Raw genomic sequence first — 20267 nt, forward strand, 5'->3', positions numbered from 1 at the left:
TTCCGGTGGACCTGACCTGGAGCTGCTACCAGGGCGGCACGGAGCCGTGCGGCGTGTGCGATTCATGCCGCATCCGCGACCGGGCCCTGATCGAGGCCGGTCATCCCGAACTCGCCACCGCCCACGCGCAGGCCCAGTTGAATCTTCACTGAACGCCGGTGCCGGGTGCATGGACGCCGGCGCAACTCTTGAAGGCGGCGACCAGCGTTGTGGGTCGCCCTTTTTCATTGCCTTTCATTGCCGTCCGTGGAACGGGGTCTGCTGTGGCCCGCCTCTACTCCGCCGGCAGAGTGAAAGAGAACGTCGAGCCCTGACCCGGCGTGCTCTCGACCCCGATCTGACCGCCGTGGCGCTCCACGATCTTCTTGCATACCGCCAGTCCGATGCCCGTTCCTTCGTACTCCTCCTGCCCGTGCAGGCGCTGAAAGATCACGAAGACGCGCTCGAAGTACTGCCGCTCGATGCCGATGCCATTGTCCGAGACCGCAAAGCGCCAGCGCCGGCCTTCCCGCGCGGCCGAGACGTGAATCCGGGGGGCCACACCCTCACGGCGGTACTTCATGCCGTTGGAGATCAGGTTCTGCAGCAGTTGATCCAGTTGCTGCTCATCCCCCAGCACGCGCGGCAGCTCTCCACGGCTGAGGTCGGTGCCGGTGGCCTGGACCTCGTCCTGCAGGCGGCGGGCCACCCGGTCGAAGACCGCCCCGGTGTCGGTCACCGAGAACGCCCGTTGCTGGGTGTGAACGCGGGAGAACATCAGCAGATCGTCCACCAGCCGTTTCATGTGCTCTCCGCCCTCCACGATCTGACGCAGGTACAGCCGCCCCCGGTCGTCCAGAAGCGAACCGTAACGCCGGTCAATCACACCCGCAAAGCTCGTGACCGCCCGGATGGGGGCCTGCAGGTCATGGGAAGCCACGTACGCAAACTGCTCCAGATCCGCGTTGCTGCGGCGCAGTTCCTCGTTGGCATGCCGCAGCGCCCGCTCGGCCTGCCGGCGCTCGGTCACGTCCTTAACCAGGCCGGCCATGCGGGTCACCTCTCCCTGGGCGTCGCGGTTGAAATACCCGTCGTCCTCGACTTCGCGGACGCTGCCGTCCCGCCGCACCACCCGGAAGGCCATGTGAAAATCATCGCCCGACCGGGTCACCCGCGCGATCTCCTGCGCAAAGGCGTCGCGGTCCTCCGGGTGAATCAGACGGTCGGTCCAGTCGGCCAGGGTCCCGGTCAGTTCCTGGGGAGCGTAGCCGGTGATCTGCTCCACCGCTCCGCCGTACAGAATCTGACCTGTGGCCGGATTCCAGTCGTACAGCAGGTGACCGGACCCGCGCACGGCCACCTCGTAGCGCTCGCGCCACTCGCCAACCTCACGCGTGCTGGCCTCCAGATGGGCCAGACCCTCCGCGCGCTCCAGGGCCAGCCCCAGACTGCGCACCACCGACTCCAGCGCCGCCTGATCGGGACGGGTCCAGTGACGTTCGCTTCCGAACAGCACCACCGCAAAGACGCCCCGGGGCGCACCGTTGACGAGCACCGGCAGGGTGGCCGAGGCACCAATGTGCCCCACCATGTCATCCAGATTGTCGGTGCTGCGCGCGTACTGATCCTGGTAATACGGCGCGAGGGTCGTGAAGGGAATCACCAGGTTGTTCGTCGTGTCGTACGGCAGCCCCGCGTCCACGGCGGCCTGCAGCGCCTCACTGCGCAGTTCCCCGGTCTGGGCCCGCAGGATCCACTCCTCACCCCGCCGCTCAAAGTACAGCGCGTAGCCTGCGGGCAGCAGGGACAGAACCACCTGCTGGGCCCGCTTGATCAGAACGTAGGGTTCGTCGTGCAGGGTCAGGTCCCGCGTGAGGTCCGCAAAGCCTTCCAGCGCCCGGGTCCGCGCGTCGAGTTCTGCGTTCTGCAGTTCCAGGCGCTGGGTCTGTACCGCGCGCTCCAGGGCCAGGGTCAGGCCACGCCCGACGGCGCGCACGAAGGCCTGATCGCTTTCACTCCAGTGCTGAAGTCCGCGCACGCCGAGACACAGAATGCCGCCCACCTCGCCGTCCACCAGCAGCGGCAGGGTGGCGCCGGCACCGTCGGGCCCGGTGTGCGGTTCCTGCCGGACGTCCACGGCGTCGACGAACATGGGCTGACGGGTGGCGAGCACCCCGGCGATCATGGGGGTGACGTCAGAAAAACCCGCGGAGAGCTCGGTCATGTTCTGGTCACTCACGTCCTCGCTCCGGGCCTGCAACGACCAGCGCCCGTGTTCGCGGGTGTAGAACCCGGCACTTCCGCTGGGAAAGCGGCCGCGCAGCACCTCGAAGGCCTGCTGTGCCAGCCCGGGCAGGTCCGTCTGACGGCCCACCGCCTCGGAATAGGCGACGAATGCCGCCTGGGCACGGGCGCTCGCCTCGATCTGCAGAGTGTGGGCCGTGAGCTGCGCTGCAGTCTCGGCGCGTTCCAGGGCCAGCGTCAGGCTGCGGCCTACCGCGCGGAACACGCTGCGTTCGCGTTCGGTCCAGCCGTGGCGCTGCGTGAGCCCCAGGGTCAGCAGGCCGTGAGGCCGGCCGCTCCGCATAAACGGATACATCGCGCCCGCGCGGTACATGCCGGTGTCCTGCACTCCTTCCCGCTCGGCGTCCCAGTGCTCGAAAAACACCGCCTGCCCCTGCGCAAAGGGTTGCTGAAAGCTCGGCAGGTCACCAGGAAAGCCGTCGCACGCCGCCTGCACGACCACTGGGTCCATGTCGGCCGCAACCACCCGGGCCCGCCACAACCCATCCTCGAGTTCGTAATACACCGGATGAACCTCGCCCAGCACAGACTGCAGGACGTCGCGGGCGTGCTCGGCGAGCAGCTGCGGATCGGTTCCGGTGCTTGCCACCTCGGTGAAGCGGGCAAAGGCTGCGAGGGCCGCGCGTTCCGCCTCCAGCGCCTGGGTCCGCGCGTCCGCGACCACCGACTGACCCGTCTCCAGATCGGCGGCCCCACGCGCCATGGCCAGGGCGCTCTGGGCCATGACGGTTCGCAGGAAACGGCCCTCCTCCGCCGTGAGCAGATGGGGGCGCTGAAAGTCGAGAACCACCGCTCCCAGAGGCTGGGTCCCCGCGACCAGCGGCAGCACCGCGGTGCAGACGGTCCGGCCTGTACAGGCACGCAGATCCAGTGCTTCCCCTTCAACCCGCGCGTCTCCGCAACCCAGAAACAGCGTTTCGCGGCGCTCCAGGGCGTGTGTGGCCGCGCTGCAGACCTCCGCGGCGGCGCCCTCCTGGCCGGGCCAGGACGTCCAGGTGTCTGTTCCCGCGTCCCAGCAGGCGGCCAGCGTGAGGTGTTCGCCGCGCTCGTCGCTCAGCAGAACCGTGCCAACCACCGCGTCCAGCGCCTTGGTGACCGTGGTGAGTACCACACGCAGCACCTGATCCTGGGTGCTGGCGGATACCAGGGTCTCGCTGAGCGTCAGCAGGTGCTCACTCAGCGAGGGAAGCGACGTGGTCGGGCTGGACATGTCGTCAACATACTGCCTGCTGCGCCCGGGTAAGCGGGAACAGGAGACCAGCGGTCACGTTACTCCGGACTGCGCCGCCGAACATCCTCCGGGCCCCGGGACCGCTGCGGCCAGGAAAGCTGTGTCCGGGCTCAGCGCTGTCCCAGGCGCCATTTGAGTTCACGAGCAAATTCATCCTTTTTCATCTTGGCGACCGCCGTGACCGAGTCCTCCAGCAGGGCAACCACATCCAGCTCTCCGTCAATCACTGCCTGACGGAACAGGTCCAGGTCTGCGATGTCCAGCAGACGTCGGTAGTGGAAGCCCAGGCGGCTGACCGCCTTGTCGGCCATCTGTTCGGGCGTCAGCCCCTGGAACTCGTCGGCGAGGCTGGGCATGGCCAGCAGCGGCTCCATACGCCCCGCCTTGGCCCGAGGGGAGGTCAAGGCCGGAGCAGAGACGGCAGGCCCGCCAGTGGGCTTCTGGGTGCCCGCAAAGGGGTATTCGTCGGGGTGGGTGATCAGGTGCATCAGCGCCGCCGCCTTGGATTTCTTGACCACGAGTACCGCATCACGAACGAGCAGGTCAAAGCGGTCCATGCACTCGATCAGAAAGGTTCGCCCGTGTTCGCGCACCAGTTTGCGTGCCACGCCGTCTGCCACCCCATAGCCGCGGAAGCGCCGGGCAAGCACCGCGTCCATCGGGGTGAACTCGCGCACAAATTCATAACGGATCATCTGTTCCTTGCCGCGGCCGGTCAGGGTGACCGAACGCAGGTAGCCCCGTTTGACGAGTTCGTCGTGTGGGGAGGACAGCGCCCGGCGGATGTTGCCGGGAATGGTGCTGGGAATCTTGCACTGGTCCGCCCAGCCGATCAGGCTGACCTCCAGGGCGTCCAGCGGCTGTTCGGGGTTCTGTGGATCAAAGCGCGCGCCATCCAGGATGCGGTACAGCGCCCGCGTTCTGGGCCTGGACAGCGAGAGCATGAACTCGGTGTCCAGCGGCTTGACATATCCGCTGCGGATGCTGGCCACGATGGCGTCGGCCAGGCGACCGGAAATCATGGTCCGTTCGTCGAAAGCCCCGGTGCGGTCTCCACTGCTGAAATCAAGCGACTCGATGAAGTGAAATTTGGCGTGGGTCCAGCGGCCCTTGGGGTGATCGCGCCACCCACCGCTGACGCTGTAGGACGAGGTGTGCAGACGTTCCAGGCAGGTGCGCAAGATGGCGTGGTACTTGCCGGTGTTGTGCCAGCCGCACAGCTTGAGCAGGGTGGTGGCACTCACCGTGAAGCGGCCGTCCTCGGGCTCGCCCACCTCCATGTACAGGTTGATCAGGGCAGCCGTTACATCGCTGTCCAGGCCGTGTGGAACAGCGTATTTTGGCAACGCCTCACATTTGACCCGCACCACCCGGCCCTGGGACTCGAAGGTGACGTCCCATTCGTTGGTGTCGGCCTGGTCGACGGCGGAAATCAGGTTGAGGCGTGACAGATTCAGCTCGTCAAACCTGCTGGGTTTTGCGGTCACTCGTCCCCCTTGATTGATGAATTTTACCTTCTTTTGAAAGAAAAGATTTGAATAAAAAGATTGATGACATCATCAAGGGTTTTTCAAATTGTCCGTGCTGGACAGAGGAAGCGGGCCGAATCGCTCAGGTGTGTCGTACAGAATCGCTCAGGTGTGTCGTCCATACGACGGGGCAATCGCTCAGGTGTGTCGTTCCTGGTCGCGGGGACCGCTCAGGTGTGTCGTCGGGGACCGCTCAGGTATGTCGTCGGCAATCGCTCAGGTGTGTCGTCGGGGATGACCTCAATCGCTTGAGTATGTCGTCGGGCGATACAGCCCAATCGCTCAGGTGTGTCGTCGGGAAAATCGATCAATCACTCAGGTGTGTCGTCGGAGCTGCCCTCCAATCGCTCAGGTGTGTCGTCGGGCAGCGCAGCCCAATCGCTCAGGTGTGTCGTTGGTCCTGGCCCCAGGGTGGCATGGGGCCAGTGAAATCCCCGGTTAATCGAATGAGCGGCCTACTCTAGAGGATGATCAATCGCTCAGGTGTGTCGTTGACGGCTTCGCAGCATGGACAAGGTCTCAACTGCCCGGTCTGCAGTTGGCCATGTAGAGTCGGAGACACCCTGGAAGAAATGTCCGGAAGCTTTGCAGGCGGCGGATTCGCAGCAGTTGCGCCGTCTGCGGGATGCGTAACGCTGTGGGTCGCATCCACCGTGAAGTTCTGCCTTTTCACCGTGCCACTCCCCAAGGCCTTGCCAATCAGGTTCTGTCGGTTCTGCTGTATCTGGCTGGAAATCCTCGCGTGGCAGAGCGGGGTAAAGCTCATCTCTGACCACCATTCTGCAGATATTTACGGGGGAGTTCTGAGGTCTGTTGGAGGGCTTGGCATTGTCCAGGGTCGGGAAGTTGTAAATCTTTAAACTTTTTCATACCGTAGGGATCATGGCCCCGGCACGTCGGTCTCACCTGTACAGCGGCACCGAGATCCGGGCCGGACTGACGACCGCGCTGGGCCAAGTCACCGCTGGGGATCACGTCCTGATCACCCACCACGGCAAGCCCGTGGCCGCACTGATTGGCCTGGAGGCTTACCAGCACCTCACCGCCGTGGGTCCCCCGGCATCACAGGAGACCGTCATGCAAGTCATCAGCGTCTACAACCAGGCCGGGGGTGCAGGGAAAACCACCATCACCATGAACCTCGGGTACGCCCTCAAGGAGCGCGGTTACCGGGTGTTGCTTATCGACATGGACCCTCAGGCGTCCCTGACCCGCTGGCTGGGGCTGCTCACCCCGGGTGCTGCCCAGGCCAGCCCACCCGCCGAGAAGCTCAGCCGCACGGCCTTTCACGTCCTGAGCGACCCCGATGAGGAGCTGCCCGAACCGCTTCACGCCTTTGGCCTGGACGTGATTCCGGCCAACAGCAAGCTCAGTGCGGGCGACAGCCTGCTTTACAGCGAGCGGGAACGGTTGACGTACCTGCGCCGGGCCATCCGTGCCCAGGGGGGCTACGATTTCGTGCTGCTCGACGGTCCGCCTGGGCGCAGCGCGCTGGCGCTGGCAGCGGTGGCCGCGTCGGATCAGCTGATCATCCCGATCAACGTGTCCAAGAGCATGGACAACCTCGGGAATGTGGGCGAGTTCCTGCGCGAGGCCCGGACCTTCTCGCCGGACCTGAATGTGCTGGCCCTGACCATGCATTCCTTCATGGCCAATACCCGGCATCACCAAGACATGCTCAGAACCGTCACCGAACAGCTCAGCGCCATTGCGCCCGCGACCACGCCGATCACCCACAAGTCCACGCTGTACAACGACGCCGCCCTGTACCAGCAACCGGTGGCCGTCTACGCTCCCCAGAAGAGTCCCAGAAAGGAATTCGACACGCTTGCCGGGGAAGTGCTGGGCCTGCTGAACATGCCTGAGTCGCTGGAGGTCTCCCGGTGAGTGCAAAACGCGCGGCCCCTCCGAGTCTGTCCTTCGATGTCGTCGATTTTGTGTCCGGGGTGCGGGGGCCCACCGTGATGAGCCTGCGGACCGACGCCATCAGCGTGCTGGAGCATGCCAATCCGCGCGGACGTGTCAGCGGCGAGGACGCCTTTGACGCGGCGTCCCTGCGCGCTCTGGGCGAGAGCATGCGCGACCACGGTCAGCTCTCCCCCATTCTGGTTCGCAAAGGAGAACACGACGGGCAGTGGACCCTGATTGCCGGAGAACGCCGCTACCGCGCCGCGCGGCTGATCGGTCTACCGACCCTGCTCGCCATGCCCAGCGAACACCTGGATCATGAGCGGGCCGCACTGATCGAGAACCTGCAGCGGCAGAACCTGAATGTCGTGGATGAAACCTTTGCCATTCTGCGTCAGCTGGCGCTGGACAGCGGGCTGGATCCGAACGCGCTGCCGGGTGCGCTGCGGGCAGCGGTGCGCGGCGAGGACCCCCACCACCTGACCACCTTCATGACGTCGTACGGCGTAACCAATCTGGCGAGCTGGGCACGCCACCGGCTGAACATTCTGCGGTTGACCGGAGAGGAGCGGCGTGTCATTCAGCAGGGCCTGCTGCCGTGGCGCACCGTACTGGAACTGACCCGCTTCGGCACACACCCGCAGAGGGAGCCCCTGCTGGCACAGGCCGTCACGGATGGGTTCTCCTTCGCGGTCATGCGCGAGCGGGTCAATGCCCTGTTGCGGCCCGTGACTGCCCCGGAAGGTCTGGCGGCGCTGTGGCGGGAGGTTACGCCCCGTTCGCTCGATGCCCTTGCCGGAGAAAAGCGCGCCCGCGCCGAAACCCTGTTGAAGGAACTGAGGGCGCTGCTGGACTGAGGACACGTGTCCTCAGCCCGTTTCGGTGAATTTTGGCCGGGGATGTTCGGGGAAGTGCTCCTATGGTGCAGCGCTGGGGTTTCGGAAACTGCCATCCGGCTATGTCCGCTGTGCTCGTTTCACTCGGAAAATTCACCCGGATCAGGCGGCGGGCAAGCATCTCCTTATCTCTTCTGCTGGTGCCCGCGCATTACTTACTGCGCGGTGTATCCACCGTCCACCACGACCTCGGACCCGGTCATGAAGGAGGCGTCGTCGGAGGCTAGGAAGGCGATCACGGCGGCGACTTCCTCGCTGCGGCCCAGGCGGCCGACCGGGTGCAGGGCCGCAAGCCCGGCCAGCAGCTGATCGTGCTGCCCCGACCGAGCGGCGTAGTCCTGCACCAGCGGCGTGTCGATGAAACCCGGATGCACCGAATTGACACGAATGCCCAGCGTCGCCACCTGAAGGGCGGTGGCCTTGGTCAGCAGCCGCACCGCTCCCTTGCTGGCATGGTAGGCCGCCGAATCCGCCGATCCGACCAGTCCATAAATGCTGGAGATATTCACAATTGCGCCGCTGCCGGTCACCTTCATGCGGCGCAGGGCCTCCCGGGTACACAGAAACACCCCATCAAGATTCACGGCCAGCAGCGCGCGCCAGTCGACCAGAGCAATTTCCTCGACAGGACCGGACGGTCCACCCGTGCCCGCATTGTTCACCAGCACGTCAATGCGTCCGTGGTGCTCCTCGATCTGCGCAAACACGTCTTGCACGGCTGCCTCATCCGACACGTCGCAGGCGTAGGCCTCGGCAAATCCACCCGCTCCCATAAGGTGATCTGCGGTTGCCTGCGCTTCCTCGTATTTCAGATCCAGGATCATGACCGCTCCACCCTCCGCCGCCAGCCGGTGCGCGGTGGCTTCACCGATGCCCTTGGCACCTCCGGTGACGACGCAAACCTTGTCCTTGAAACGGGTCATATGCATCCTCCTGCTCCGTCTGGAGCGGTTGAAACCGCACGATGTGTGTCTTGAGGCGTCAGGACTCCTGGCCCGCGCACGGTGCGGATTGCGTTCGCACCTGTGCAGCCCCATCACAGACGCGGCCGATGCCATGTAAGCGTCCTGCCGCAACCGAAGGTGGGCACGGTGCGGCGCAGAGCATGCTTCCGACTGAAAACAGCATTCAGTCCAGCAGGATTGTGCGTGGGGACCGGGCCAGTCATTTCTCAGGGTAGGTCAGTTGAATTACCAGGGCGTTACCGCTGGACATCCACGGCGCTGCAGGTGTTGGCCCAGCAGCGCTGTACGCACAGACCCCCTGCGGTGAGGACTTCGCGCGCGTGGCTGGCATTTGTGTACAGCGTCAGGGTTCTACATGAGCAAGGTGCTCGGCGTTACCAGTTTGACCGGATCGTGCCCGATTACAGGTCGTTCTGGTCAAAGGACGGCAGACAGACCCTGCGCGGGCAATGCATGGTTCTACCGGCGCTGGGCATTTTGGGTAGAGCTGCGCAGGCCGGATAAACTGCCCTCCGCTGTCGGACGGACTCCGTCCATCAGGAATACGGAACAGGCCACCCGGGTTGCTGCCGGGTGGCCTGTTCCGTTGCAGATTTTCGAGGTCAGTCGGCGACGTCTACATCGTTCAGCACCGTGACCTGTGGGGACTCGCTGAACCAGTCGCCCGCCTTAGCCCGGTAGGCCTGATAGTGGGCGCTGGCCCGGTGGGCCTCCACGGCTTTCATATCGCGGTAGCGTTCCTGCACATGAAAGCGCAGTACGCCGTCTTTTTCCTCGCGCAGCAGGTCGTAGCGGAGGTTGCCCTCCTCCTGGCGGCTGTGCACAACCATCTGACGCATCTCCTGCTCAACCTGCGCGGCGAACTCGGGTCTGGGCACGATGATGGCATGCACGTTGACGTGCGCGGTGTCGCTGCTCATGCGTCGGCCGCCACAGGGTTCTCCTGAAGGGCACCCAGGAAGACCGTGACGAACTCCTCGTCGCTCATGGGGTTCTGGCCGGTGATCAGTTCACGGTCCTGCACGACGTTGCTGCTCCACTTCTCGCCGTTCTGAACGGTCATTCCTGCGGCGCTCAGGGCGTCGGCCGGGTAGTACAGCATGGGCGCCTCAAAGCCGCTCTCGGCGTCCCGTTCCTCGGGTGTGCTGAACACGGTGGCCCGGTAGCCGGTGTACAGGAATCCCCGGGCATCCGGTGTCTCGCCATTCTGCAAGGCGTCCTGGTAGGCGGCGGCATCTTCCTGGGCTGCCAGCAGCGCGACCGGGGCGTGACAGATCAGCGCGGTGGGCAGGGCGCGGTCATGGAAATGTGCCAGCACGCGGCGCAGGTCGGGATCGCGCATCAGTTCGATCATGGGCGCGTGCCCGCCGGGCAGAAACACGGCCGCATACCCCTCCAGATCCGCGGCCACGTCAGACAGCTTCTGGATGGAACCGCTCAGAATGTCGTCCACAAAAGCCTTGATCTGCGTGTACTCGGTCTCATCCTTGAAGAAGCTGGCAGCGTCACTGGCCTGATCCAGGGGGGGCCGGTTGCCGCGCGGCGTGGCCACGGTGAGGTCATACCCTTCCTGTACCAGGCGGTGGGCCGGCACCCCGAACTCGTTGAGATAGAAGCCGGTGGCGTGCGTCTGGCCGCCTTGCAGGGGAAGGGCGGATTCGCTGGACATCACGACGAGAATCTTCTTGGTCATACCACCCACCATAGGGACCGCACACGAGGTGATGTGTACGGTCAATCACTTTAATAAATAAAGCTGCTGCAGACGAAGTGCAGATGCTGACCTCTGCGGGGCTTGGAGCAGCCGTCTCTGCAGCAGACGTCGGTACCGCGAAACCTCCGGGTATGGCCATCATCCCAGAACGACGTCTGAGCGACGGACCCGCGCGGCCGGCTGTATCGAGCCTGCAGCCCAGCTCCTCACTGCAGCTTCAGGCCTCCTGCAGGGCAGGCAGGGTGAAGTGGAACGTGCTGCCCTGTCCGGGCTCCGACTCCGCCCAGACCCGGCCGCCGTGGTGCTCCAGAATCTTGCGGACGATCGCCAGACCCATTCCGGTGCCCTCAAACTGGTCGCGCACGTGGAGCCGCTGGAAGATCTGAAACACCCGCTCGGCGTACTGGGCCTCGAACCCGATGCCGTTGTCCCGGACGGTGATGTGCCAGATGCCTCCCTCGCGGGCGGCCTCCAGATGAATCTCCGGCACCACACCCTCACGGCGGAACTTGATGGCGTTGCCGATGAGGTTCTGGAACAGCTGGGTGAGTTCAGACAGGTTGCCGGTCACTGCGGGCAGAGGACCGTGCCGCACCACCGCCCCGCTGTGCTCTACCGCCGCGTGCAGCCGTTCCAGCGCCTCCTGCAGGGGGTCGGCCAGTGGAAGGACGCTGTGGGGTTCCTGCACGGCGTTCAGCCGCGAGAACACCAGCAGGTCGTCGATCAGGACTTTCATGCGCTCCGCGCCGCGGGCCACCAGACTCAGGTAGTTGCGGCCCCGCTCGTCCAGCTTCTCCCCGTAGCGGCGCTCGATCAGCTCGGAGAAGCTGGAGATGGTGCGCAGCGGCTCCTGAAGGTCGTGTGACGCCACGTACGCGAATTTCTCCAGTTCCGCATTGCTGCGTTCCAGTTCCCGCGTGCGGTCCTTGAGCGCCTGGGCGCTCTCGGCGCCTTCCAGGGCCAGCCCCAGACTGCGGACCACGGTTTCCAGCACCGCCCGGTCCATCGCCGTCCAGTGCCGCTTCACGAACAGGGCCACGCCGATCAGGCCGTGCAACTGGCCATTGACCATAACGGGCAGCATGGCGGCGGCGCGTACGTGTGCCACCACGTCCGGGCTCGTGTCGGCTCCCTGCGTGTACAGGTCCTCGAACACGGCCTGCTGCGTCTGCCAGGCCCGGTCGAGGGTGGCGGCCTGTCCCTGCACCAGTCCGGCGTCCACCACCTGCTGCAGTCCTGGATGACCCAGCGGCCCCACCTGCGACCGGCTGACCCAGCGGCCCGCCTCGGGCTGCCAGTACAGCGTGTATCCCTCGGGCATCAGGGACATCAGGATCTCCTGCGCACGCCGGACCAGTGCGAGGGGGTCGGTGGCGATGTTCAGGTTCCGCGTCAACAGGGCAAACGCTTCCAGGGCCCTGGAGCGGGCCTCCAGAGCGTCGCGCTGGGCCTCGATGTGGGTGGTCTGTGCGGCGCGTTCCAGGGTCAGGGTAAAGCCGCGCCCCACGGCGCTGAACAGCGCCTTGTCCCGCGCATGCCACCGCGGCGTCGTGGTGCGTCCGATCGACAGGATGCCCCGGACCGTGCCGTCGGCCACCAGAGGGTAAGCTCCCACCGCCGAATACATCTCGGTTCCTTCGACACGTTCACGGTCCGCATCCCAGGCGTCAATGAAGACCGCGCTGCGCGAGCGCAGGGTCTGCGCGATGGCGGGCGTGTCGGCCGGCAGGCCCTCCTGCAGAGCGGCGAGCACCTCCCCGGTGAGGTCGTCGGTCCATGCCCGCAACTTCCAGACCTCGCCGTCGGGGGCGTAGTACCCGATCGTGTCGTCGGGGAACCTCGTGCGCAGCACGGTAATGGCCTGCTGGGCCAGGGCCAGGACGTCCGTCTCGGTGCCCACCGCCTCGGTGAAGGCGGCAAAGGCGTCCAGAGACCCCGCCTGCGCCTCGAGTTCCTGGGTCCGTTCCTGTACGCGCCGCTCCAGCTGGGCGTGGCTGTCTTGCAACTGTCCGTACAGCCGGGCATTGTCGAGCGCCACGGCGGTCTGCGCGGCGAGCCCCACCACCAGCTGCTCGGCACGCTCGCTGAACACGCCCGGCTGCGCGTGCCCGAAGAACAGCCCCCCCAGCACTTCGCCCGAGCGGGAGATGACCGGCACGGCGAGGTAACTGCGGACCGGGAGGTGTCCGCTGGGCATGCCCCGGTAGGGGGAATTTTGTCCGTAACGGGGGTCCAGGGTGATGTCCGCCACCCGGACCACTCCTTCCCCGGCGAATGTCGGCCCGAAAACCTTGGTGTTCCGCGGCATGGGAAAGGCGGAGAACGCCTCACGGGGCACCCCGGACAGGGCATACAGGGTGTAGGTTTCCTGTTGCTCGTTCACGAGGTTGTAGAAGAATGCCCCGAACTGGGCGCTGCTCAGCTCGACCCCGGCGTCGGTGACGGCCTGCACGAGCTTGTTCAGGTCGAGTTCTGCGGACACCAGCTGGTTGACCCGGTTGAGCGTGCTCAGAAGCTCCGCCTGTGTCCGCAGGGCTTCTTCGGTCTGCCGATGGTCCTCGCGTGCCTGGCCCTCTGCGCGCCGCAGATGGTCGCGTTCAAACGCCACCTGCGCCAGCCGGATGGCGACGCTGAGCAGCCGCTCCTCGTCCGGGGTCGGGGGGCGCGGGACCTGCGCGTACAGCCCGAAGACACCCAGCACCTCGCCCCCGGGACCAGGAATGGGCACGGCCCAGCAGGCGTGCAGCCCGTGCGTCTGCGCCAGCGCGTGTTCCGGGGACCCCCGGGGGACAGCGCTGGGATCGGTGACATGGACCGGCCCCCGCAGGAACGCCGCCGCCGCGCAGCAACCGGCCTCCAGCCCCGGCCGTGTTCCGTTGACGGCGTTCGTGTACTCCGCAGGCAGGCCGGGCGCAGCGACCACGAACAGCTGATCCACCCCGGGGTCGTGCTGGAGGACGCTGCACAGCAGGCCGTCGGTTCGCTCCGTGACAAACACAGCGAGCTGGCCCAGTACCTCGGGCAGGGGCGTCCCGGTGGCAATCTGTTCGAGCAGCAAGGACTGTCCGGCAACCAGCTTTTCCTGGTGGCGGCGGTGCGTGATGTCACGCGAAATGGCCAGCAGGCGGTGCACCTCGCCGCTGCGGGCGCGGACCGGACTGACGGTGACCTCCCAGTACCGCAGCGTTCCCTTGAAGGTTCGTGCCGGACCCTCAAAAACGTGGGTGTGGCCGGCACGCGCGGCTTCAATCGCCCGCTCCACCTGCGGCCGCAGGTCACCCTCCCAGAAGGCGGGCCAGAACGCCAGCCGGCAGGCATTGAAGTCATCGAGTTCCATCGCGCGCATCCCGCCGACGTTCATGCTCAGGACCCGCGCGTCGAGATCGAGGATCTTGATGCAGTCGCCGCTCGCGTCAATGATGTGCTGAAGTTGCGTTCGGTCTTCTTGACCTGCCTGGCCGTGGGAAGCATGGATGTCCACCCCGGCGAGCATCCAGCCGTGGTGGAGGCCTTTTTCAAACAGGGCCTGAGGGGTGACCTGGAACCACCGGAACTCGCCGTCGTGTCGGCGCAGGCGCATCTCCCGTGGATGGCCGGTGGCCCCGGGCTCCAGGGCGCTGCGGTCATCGGGGTGAACCGCCGCGCTCAGGTGTCCGGCCCGCAGGTCGTCCAGGGTGAGCCCGAGATACTCCTGCAGGGCCGCGTTGGCAGCCACAACATGTCCTTGAAGGCCGATGGTCCAGGTGGGGTGGGGGTGGGTGACGTGGACGCCTGACAGAGACGCCAGCGCATGCGCGTCCACTCCGTCTTGAGAAGTTGACACCCACGGATTGTAAGGGAGAATACGTCGGTTGGGCCCGGGGCAGCAGACGCGGGTGGGAACGGCACCAAAGGGGAAGCTCGGCCTTTAAAGGCAGCACCTCCAGGAAAGGGCACGGACAGACAGATGAACGGCCATGTGGGGTTCGTGGCCTACCTGCTCGTTGCCTGAGCGGGAAATCAGGTTGCCTGAGGAACGTTCGCTTGGGGCGTCACCGGGCGGCGGGGTGGACCGCGCAGGGTCAGCCACAGCGCTCCGAGGCTCAGCAGAAGCGCGGCCAGGCTCGTCAGGGCCCCCAGCACAGGAATCTGCAGGACAAGGGCGAGCAGCAGCGCGCCGACGAGCACCGAGATCACCGGGGCTACGGTTCCCCGAGGCCGCAGGAGATGCGTGGCCCAGGTGCCGAGCAGGTACGCCACGAACCCCTGTGCGCCCAGCGTCGCCAGCCACGCGATCAATGCGGCGCTGCTCAGCAGCGCGGGCAGCCCGATAAGGGCCAGCGGCAGGCCGAGCCCCCCGAGGCTCAGCAGCATGAGCGCGCCCGCGAGCAGGCCGAGCGCAAGTCCGCCCAGCACGGTTAGGACGGGCAGGCCCACGACGGCCAGGGTGCCGTAGCCGAGGCTGGCGGCGGGCGCGCTTCGCAAGCTGTTCCAGAGGCCGGGCAGCCTCGGGCGGGCCAGCCACAGCAGCAGCAGGCCTGCCAGCGCGACGCCGACGAAGGTACTCAGGAAAGTGTTTAAGAAGGCGGCGAAGGAGCTGGGCCGGGGCTGAACGTTCACGCCCGTGACCGGGGCGTACGTGACCTGTCCGCCCACCACCCCGGCGGGCAGAGCCGCCTGACCGGAGTCCGAGCGCTGGAGGGTCAGGTCCCCTGCGATTCGCCCGCCCGGGGTAAACCGCAGGCCAGGACTCCCCGGAGCCGCCCAGGTTCGGGTCGGAACGGCGGTGTCCCCGACGGCCATCTTCGCGTTCCCGCCGATCACGCCCCCGACCTCGATGCCGTTGGCCCCCACATAGGCGTTGCGGGTGATCTGTCCTCCCAGTCGGGCCTGGGAACTGCCCACGGCCACGTCGCGCCCGATGACGGCCCCAGGAGCCACCACGAGCTCTGAACCGGCGGCCAGCAGATCGCGCCCGATGTCTGCACCGCTCTGGACCCGGATCAGGGAACCGGCCAAGCGGGCCGTCTGGGAGACCTTGCCCCCAAGAATCAGCGTTTCGCCCGCCGCCCAGAGGTTGCCGCGCACCTCGCCGTTGATGGTCACCGTGCGGCCCGCCACGAGCAGGTCGCCGTTGACGGTGCCGTCGATCTGCACGTCGTCGCCGGCAACATACAGATCGTCCTGAATCACCTCGGACCGGGCCACGACAACGCGGTCGCCGCTCCGCCAGTCGATGGCCGAGGTCGTGCCGCCGAGCGTCAGGGCGATGAGCAGGCTGCTGGAACGGGTGAAGGAGCGGGTTCGGTGGGTCATGGTGAACCTCCTGGGCGGCCCGGCGCTGCCCCGCTGCATGAACGGGGCGCATATGCCATGAGGGCTGCCCATATCCTTAAGACTGACCCGGCCCCATTGCCAGAGCATTACGGCTGGGTTCAGCCGGACCGCCGGACTGGCGGACGTGCCCAAGATCAGGGCGGACAACAGCGGGTGAAGTCGCCGTTCCAGTGAAGGGGTGTGGGTCTGCCTGGAGGGTGGGGCAGATCGGGCAGACAACCCGCTGCGGATGCTGAGGCCGAGACAGTGGACCGTGGAGCGGTTCTGCGGGTGGAAGGGATTCCGCAACACCAGCCCTGCATGCCGGTCGGATTCCGTGTTCAGTCCATATGTCGGCTGCCCTCCAACAACTGCAGGCCCCTTTCTTCCGGATGCCCCGGTCTTCATGAGGTGCCGGGTGACCTCTGACAGAACTCTTTCTGAGGCCCAGTCCGCCCGGTTTTAGACACTGGTCAGACACGGAAAATCCGATTGTCTTTTCCCTCACACGTGTGTAAGGTGGACCGCATCAGCACGGATCCCTGGGACCCCGGCTGGTAGAGGCGATGACGCGCGGTCCTGTATGCGGGCACCTGGGACGCGCCGAGCCAGTGGTGCGACCGACTATCCGTCACGCTGCGACCCTGGTTGCAGCCATCCCTTCTTGTCCTGCCCATAAGGCAGCGGTAGCCCACCGGGCGCCGTGGAGGACTCGTGACCACATACATTCGCCATGTTCCGGCCTTGAGCCTTGGTTTTTCCGCACACCTTCACAATGAGAACTGCCATGCCGGCCTCTGCGTGCTGCGCAAGCTGCCTGCTTTCCTGGTCAAGGAAGCGGTCTGATGCGCGGCCCAGGATGGATGGTGCTGATCGCCGGTTCCCTGCTGCTCGGTGCCTGCACTTCCCTGCCCACCCCCGCCGAGGCGCCGCAGACGGCCCCGGCCCTGATGGCGCAGTCGGCAAAGTCCGAACCGACGTCCGGCGCCTCGGCGCTGCTCGTCGACCACGCCCGGTTCACGGGCACGGGCGCCAAATGGTGGGCCGAGGGTGCCAAGTGGTGGGCGGAAGGCGCGAAATGGTGGGCCGAGGGCGCCAAGTGGTGGGCCGAAGGGGCAAAATGGTGGGCCGAGGGCGTCTTCGGGCCGATGCCGGCCAACTCGGAGATTCTGCGCGCCGTACGTGTGGATGTGGCCCAGACCCGCGCTCCACGGATGGGGCAGGGTGTGGTCATCGCGGTGCTCGATTCCGGGGTGGACGCCGCACACCCCATGCTGCGCGGGGCGCTGCTGCCCGGCCGCGACTTCGTGGACAACGACCTGGATCCCGCTGAGGAAGGCACCGACGCGGACGTCGCCTATGGCCACGGCACGGCGGTGGCTGGCCTGCTGCGTCAGGTGGCCCCGGGGGCCATGATTCTGCCGCTGCGGGTGCTGGGCTCCGACGGTTCGGGCAAGGCGAGCAGCGTCGCGGACGCCATCCGTTTTGCGGTTGACCAGGGCGTGCAGGTGATTCATCTCAGCATCGCTGCCCCGGTGGCGAGCGAGGGCGTGCGCGCGGCCCTGCAACTCGCCGCGTCCAGGGGGGTGCTGATCGTGGCGGCCTGTGGCAACGACGGAAGCAACCGTCCTGAGGCGCCGGCCAATGCGCTGGACGGCAAGAACCCGCTGGGGCGCTCCGGCGTGTCGGTCAGCGCCGTTCAGACCGACGGCCGTTTTCCAGAGTGGAGCACTCGGGGCGGAGAGGTCCTGGCTCCGGGCGTCGCCGTGCAGAGTGCGTACCCCGGGGGCCGGACGGTCTCGGCCAGCGGCTCCTCCTTCGCCGGACCGCTGGTGACCGGCGCCCTGGCCCTGGCCCTGGCGGAGGGCCAAGACGCCGCCACGCTGGCCGCCCGGCTGAGTTCGGGCAAGTTGCTGGACGCCGCACAGCTGCTTCAGTGACCGGTACGCAGCGTGTCCGGGGGACCCGGAGGGTCGGCCCGCGGCATGACTGACTCCACCCTGCCGCTCGAGGCCCTGCTCGATCAGGCGCGTGAGTTGCGCGAACGCGACGACTCACGCGCCGCCCTGCTGTTCGAGCAGGTGGTGGCGGGGGCCCGGGCGCAGGGCGCCCATCCGCTGCTGGCGGACGCCCTCAACGCCCTGGCCGGCCTGGAGCACGAACGCGGCGACAGCCAGGGTGCCCTGGCCCATCTCAACGAGGCGCTCTCGATTCGCCGGGCCCTGGACGATCAGGGGGGCTGCGCGGCGGTGCTGTGCAACATCGGCGCCGTCCAGCTGGACCTGGGGAGCTTCAATCTGGCGCTCAGCCATCTGCTGCAGGCCGACCACGCGGCGCAGCAGGCCAGTCCCGCGCGCGCCGCGGTGGTCGCCGCCAACCTGGCCAAGTCCTACGACGCCCTGAACCTGCCGGCGCAGGCCAGCGCCCAGTACACCCGGGCGCTGACGTTTGCGCGCTCGGCCGGACAGCCGTTCGGCGAGGCCACGGTGATGATCAATCATGCCGACCTGCTCAGGCGGGAGGGCCACTTCGCGCAGGCCATGGAGCTGCTCACCGCCGCGCTTGAGCTGGCCGGTGAGCGCGGCGCCTTGGCGGCGAGCGCGTGGCACACCATGGGTCAGGTCCACCGTGACCGGGGGGAGACAGACGCCGCGCTCACACACTTCCGGACGGCGCTCGCGACGCCGGAGGCGGACATTGACGTGGTGCTGCACGCCCGCTGCGATGCCAGCGAGCTGCTGCTGAATCTTGACGCCCGGGAGGAGGCGCGCGCGCTCCTGAGCGCCGCGCTGCCCGCCGCCCGGGCCAGCCGCCGGACGCGGATCGAGGCCCGGGTGCTGGCGCTGCAGGCCCGGGCCGAGGAACAGGGGGGCGAATTGCAACAGGCGCTGGGTACCCTGCGCCGGGCCCACCGCGCCGAGGCGGACGTGCTGCGGGCCGAGGCCGAACAGCGGACCCGTGAACTCACTGCCCGGAGCGAACTGGAACGGGACCGTCTACGCCTCGAAAACGAACAGGCCCGCTATCAGGCCGAACGCGCCGCCAAGGAGCAGCTCGCCCGCGAACAGGCCAGCCGCCTGCAGGAACTCGAACGGCTGGCGCTGTACGACGCCCTGACCGGACTGCCCAACCGGCTGCTGCTGTCCGAGCGGGCGCGCACGGCACTCTCGGAGGCCGCCGCACGCGGCACGCCGCTGGCCGTGGGGGTCATGGACCTCAACAAATTCAAGGCGGTCAACGACACGCACGGCCACCACACCGGCGACCTGCTGCTCCGGGAGGTGGCGCGCCGGCTTCCGCTCGCCGTGGGTCACCGGGACACCGTTGCGCGGACCGGCGGTGACGAATTTGTCTTCCTGTTGCACGCCGACCGGGCCGCCCTGGCCGAGCTGGCGCAGCAGCTGGTCCGGACCTTCGATGAGGCCTTTTTTCTCGACGGCCTGGAACTGCACATGCGGCCGAGCCTGGGATTCGCGTGTTATCCCGACGAGGCGACGGACCTCGACGGCCTGCTCGCGCGGGCCGACGAAGCCATGTACCGGGCAAAAGCCCGGGGCAGCACCGTGGAGCTGGGTTCCAGCCGCGGTGAACTGGCTCCGGCCACCCTGGAAGCGGCGCTGCACGGTGCCCTGGCCGCCGACGAATTCCAGCTGGTCTACCAGCCCCTCGAGGATCCCAGCGGACGCTGGCACGGTGCGGAGGCGCTGCTGCGCTGGCGCAGCCGGACCTATGGCAACGTCACGCCGGACCAGTTCATGCCGCTGGCAGAACGCAGCGGCCTGAGCCTGCAGCTGAGTGCCTGGACCCTGACCCAGGTGTGCGCCGCGCTGGCCCGGCTGCCTGAGCTGGGTGTGGCCATCAACCTGTCGGCCCGGCAACTTGTGGATCCGGCCCTGCCTGGACGGATTGTCCAGACGGCGGGCCAGTTTGGTGTCTCACCTTCCCGCCTGAACCTGGAGGTGTCCGAGGCGCTGGTGGCGCGTGCCCCGGAGCGCGCCCACAGCGCCCTCCGGGCCCTGGCGGCCACGGGCGTACACCTGACCCTCGATGACTTCGGGGGCGGCCACGCCCACCTGGCCGGCCTGCAGCATCTGCCGATCCACGCGGTCAAGCTCGACCGTGCGCTGGTGCAGGGGCTCGGGCAGGGCCCCCGTGGGGTGGCGCTGCTCGGCGCGGTGACCGGGCTGGCGCGGGCCCTCGACCTCAAGGTGATTGCCAAGGGGGTGGAAACTCCGGCACACAGAGCCCAGCTGAATGGCCTGGGCGTCCACAGCCTGCAGGGGTTTCTGATCTCTCCCCCACTGGAATTTCAGGACCTGCAGGCCTGGACCCTGGCGGGCCCGACTGAACACTCCGGGTGACATGGCGTGTCGGCCGGTACCCCGGTTGATTGCTGCAGGTCCCTGTACGCACGTGGGCACGGGGTTTCCTGACATCCGTGCGCGC

The 20267-nt window shown here is 66.9% G+C and carries 13 protein-coding genes and 1 riboswitch; of the genes, 6 read left to right on the forward strand and 7 right to left on the reverse strand.

Annotated features, from left to right (window positions below; all coding sequences use genetic code 11):
* Positions 1-5: 5 nt before the first annotated feature.
* Complete coding sequence (locus IEY21_RS14595) at positions 6-152, forward strand: 7-cyano-7-deazaguanine synthase (protein WP_229753130.1); 147 nt, start codon at positions 6-8, stop codon at positions 150-152.
* Positions 153-274: 122 nt separating this feature from the next.
* On the opposite strand, the gene IEY21_RS14600 is transcribed toward IEY21_RS14595, so the two are convergent.
* Together IEY21_RS14600 and IEY21_RS14605 are read right to left on the reverse strand one after the other, a co-directional pair.
* The gene (locus IEY21_RS14600) at positions 275-3493 is read right to left on the reverse strand and encodes a GAF domain-containing protein (RefSeq protein ID WP_188905084.1); all 3219 of its coding nucleotides are present in this window, start codon (positions 3491-3493) and stop codon (positions 275-277) included.
* Positions 3494-3624: 131 nt separating this feature from the next.
* Positions 3625-5001: a replication initiator protein A gene (locus IEY21_RS14605; RefSeq protein ID WP_188905085.1), complete on the reverse strand. Its 1377-nt coding sequence runs from the start codon at positions 4999-5001 to the stop codon at positions 3625-3627.
* Positions 5002-5925: 924 nt separating this feature from the next.
* Here IEY21_RS14605 and IEY21_RS14610 point away from each other — a divergent pair.
* Together IEY21_RS14610 and IEY21_RS14615 are read left to right on the forward strand one after the other, a co-directional pair.
* Positions 5926-6930, forward strand: coding sequence for a type II toxin-antitoxin system prevent-host-death family antitoxin (locus IEY21_RS14610; RefSeq protein ID WP_188905086.1), 1005 nt, complete (start codon positions 5926-5928; stop codon positions 6928-6930).
* Positions 6927-7808: a ParB/RepB/Spo0J family partition protein gene (locus IEY21_RS14615; RefSeq protein ID WP_188905087.1), complete on the forward strand. Its 882-nt coding sequence runs from the start codon at positions 6927-6929 to the stop codon at positions 7806-7808. The genes IEY21_RS14610 and IEY21_RS14615 overlap by 4 nt, the downstream gene beginning before the upstream one ends.
* A gap of 194 nt (positions 7809-8002) precedes the next feature.
* On the opposite strand, the gene IEY21_RS14620 is transcribed toward IEY21_RS14615, so the two are convergent.
* From IEY21_RS14620 to IEY21_RS14645, 5 genes are all read right to left on the reverse strand, one after another.
* Positions 8003-8770: an SDR family NAD(P)-dependent oxidoreductase gene (locus IEY21_RS14620; RefSeq protein WP_188905088.1), complete on the reverse strand. Its 768-nt coding sequence runs from the start codon at positions 8768-8770 to the stop codon at positions 8003-8005.
* A 644-nt stretch (positions 8771-9414) separates the two neighbouring features.
* Positions 9415-9732: a putative quinol monooxygenase gene (locus IEY21_RS14625; RefSeq protein WP_188905089.1), complete on the reverse strand. Its 318-nt coding sequence runs from the start codon at positions 9730-9732 to the stop codon at positions 9415-9417.
* On the reverse strand, positions 9729-10505 hold the full coding sequence (locus tag IEY21_RS14630) for a type 1 glutamine amidotransferase domain-containing protein (protein ID WP_229753127.1): 777 nt from the start codon (positions 10503-10505) through the stop codon (positions 9729-9731). Before IEY21_RS14630 ends, IEY21_RS14625 begins: the two co-directional genes overlap by 4 nt.
* A gap of 238 nt (positions 10506-10743) precedes the next feature.
* A complete protein-coding gene (locus tag IEY21_RS14635; RefSeq protein WP_229753128.1) occupies positions 10744-14349 on the reverse strand; it encodes a GAF domain-containing protein in 3606 nt (1201 codons plus the stop codon).
* 176 nt (positions 14350-14525) lie between these two features.
* Entirely contained in the window at positions 14526-15821 is a 1296-nt protein-coding gene (locus IEY21_RS14645) for a bactofilin family protein (protein ID WP_188905091.1), read from the reverse strand.
* Between the two features lie 550 nt (positions 15822-16371).
* Positions 16372-16456, forward strand: a riboswitch (cyclic di-GMP riboswitch).
* Positions 16457-16535: 79 nt separating this feature from the next.
* Here IEY21_RS14645 and IEY21_RS17045 point away from each other — a divergent pair.
* From IEY21_RS17045 to IEY21_RS14655, 3 genes are read left to right on the forward strand one after another with little or no spacing between them, the layout of a single operon-like run.
* On the forward strand, positions 16536-16667 hold the full coding sequence (locus IEY21_RS17045; RefSeq protein WP_268237812.1) for a hypothetical protein: 132 nt from the start codon (positions 16536-16538) through the stop codon (positions 16665-16667).
* The gene (locus IEY21_RS14650) at positions 16667-17761 is read left to right on the forward strand and encodes a S8 family serine peptidase (RefSeq protein ID WP_188905092.1); all 1095 of its coding nucleotides are present in this window, start codon (positions 16667-16669) and stop codon (positions 17759-17761) included. The genes IEY21_RS17045 and IEY21_RS14650 overlap by 1 nt, the downstream gene beginning before the upstream one ends.
* Positions 17762-17806: 45 nt before the next feature.
* Positions 17807-20182 carry a putative bifunctional diguanylate cyclase/phosphodiesterase gene (locus IEY21_RS14655; protein WP_188905093.1) on the forward strand — a complete coding sequence of 792 codons (2376 nt, stop codon included), beginning with the start codon at positions 17807-17809 and terminating at the stop codon, positions 20180-20182.
* The last annotated feature ends 85 nt before the right edge of the window (positions 20183-20267 follow it).

This window comes from Deinococcus aerophilus (assembly GCF_014647075.1).
Classification (GTDB): domain Bacteria; phylum Deinococcota; class Deinococci; order Deinococcales; family Deinococcaceae; genus Deinococcus; species Deinococcus aerophilus.

Bases quoted from the DNA above. Each gene is read 5' to 3' on its own strand.
- IEY21_RS14655 (WP_188905093.1), top strand. From the start codon at position 17,807: ATGACTGACTCCACCCTGCCGCTCGAGGCCCTGCTCGATCAGGCGCGT.
- IEY21_RS14620 (WP_188905088.1), bottom strand. From the start codon at position 8,770: ATGACCCGTTTCAAGGACAAGGTTTGCGTCGTCACCGGAGGTGCCAAG.
- IEY21_RS14645 (WP_188905091.1), bottom strand. From the start codon at position 15,821: ATGACCCACCGAACCCGCTCCTTCACCCGTTCCAGCAGCCTGCTCATC.
- IEY21_RS14625 (WP_188905089.1), bottom strand. From the start codon at position 9,732: ATGAGCAGCGACACCGCGCACGTCAACGTGCATGCCATCATCGTGCCC.
- IEY21_RS14610 (WP_188905086.1), top strand. From the start codon at position 5,926: ATGGCCCCGGCACGTCGGTCTCACCTGTACAGCGGCACCGAGATCCGG.
- IEY21_RS14600 (WP_188905084.1), bottom strand. From the start codon at position 3,493: ATGTCCAGCCCGACCACGTCGCTTCCCTCGCTGAGTGAGCACCTGCTG.
- IEY21_RS14650 (WP_188905092.1), top strand. From the start codon at position 16,667: ATGCGCGGCCCAGGATGGATGGTGCTGATCGCCGGTTCCCTGCTGCTC.
- IEY21_RS14630 (WP_229753127.1), bottom strand. From the start codon at position 10,505: ATGACCAAGAAGATTCTCGTCGTGATGTCCAGCGAATCCGCCCTTCCC.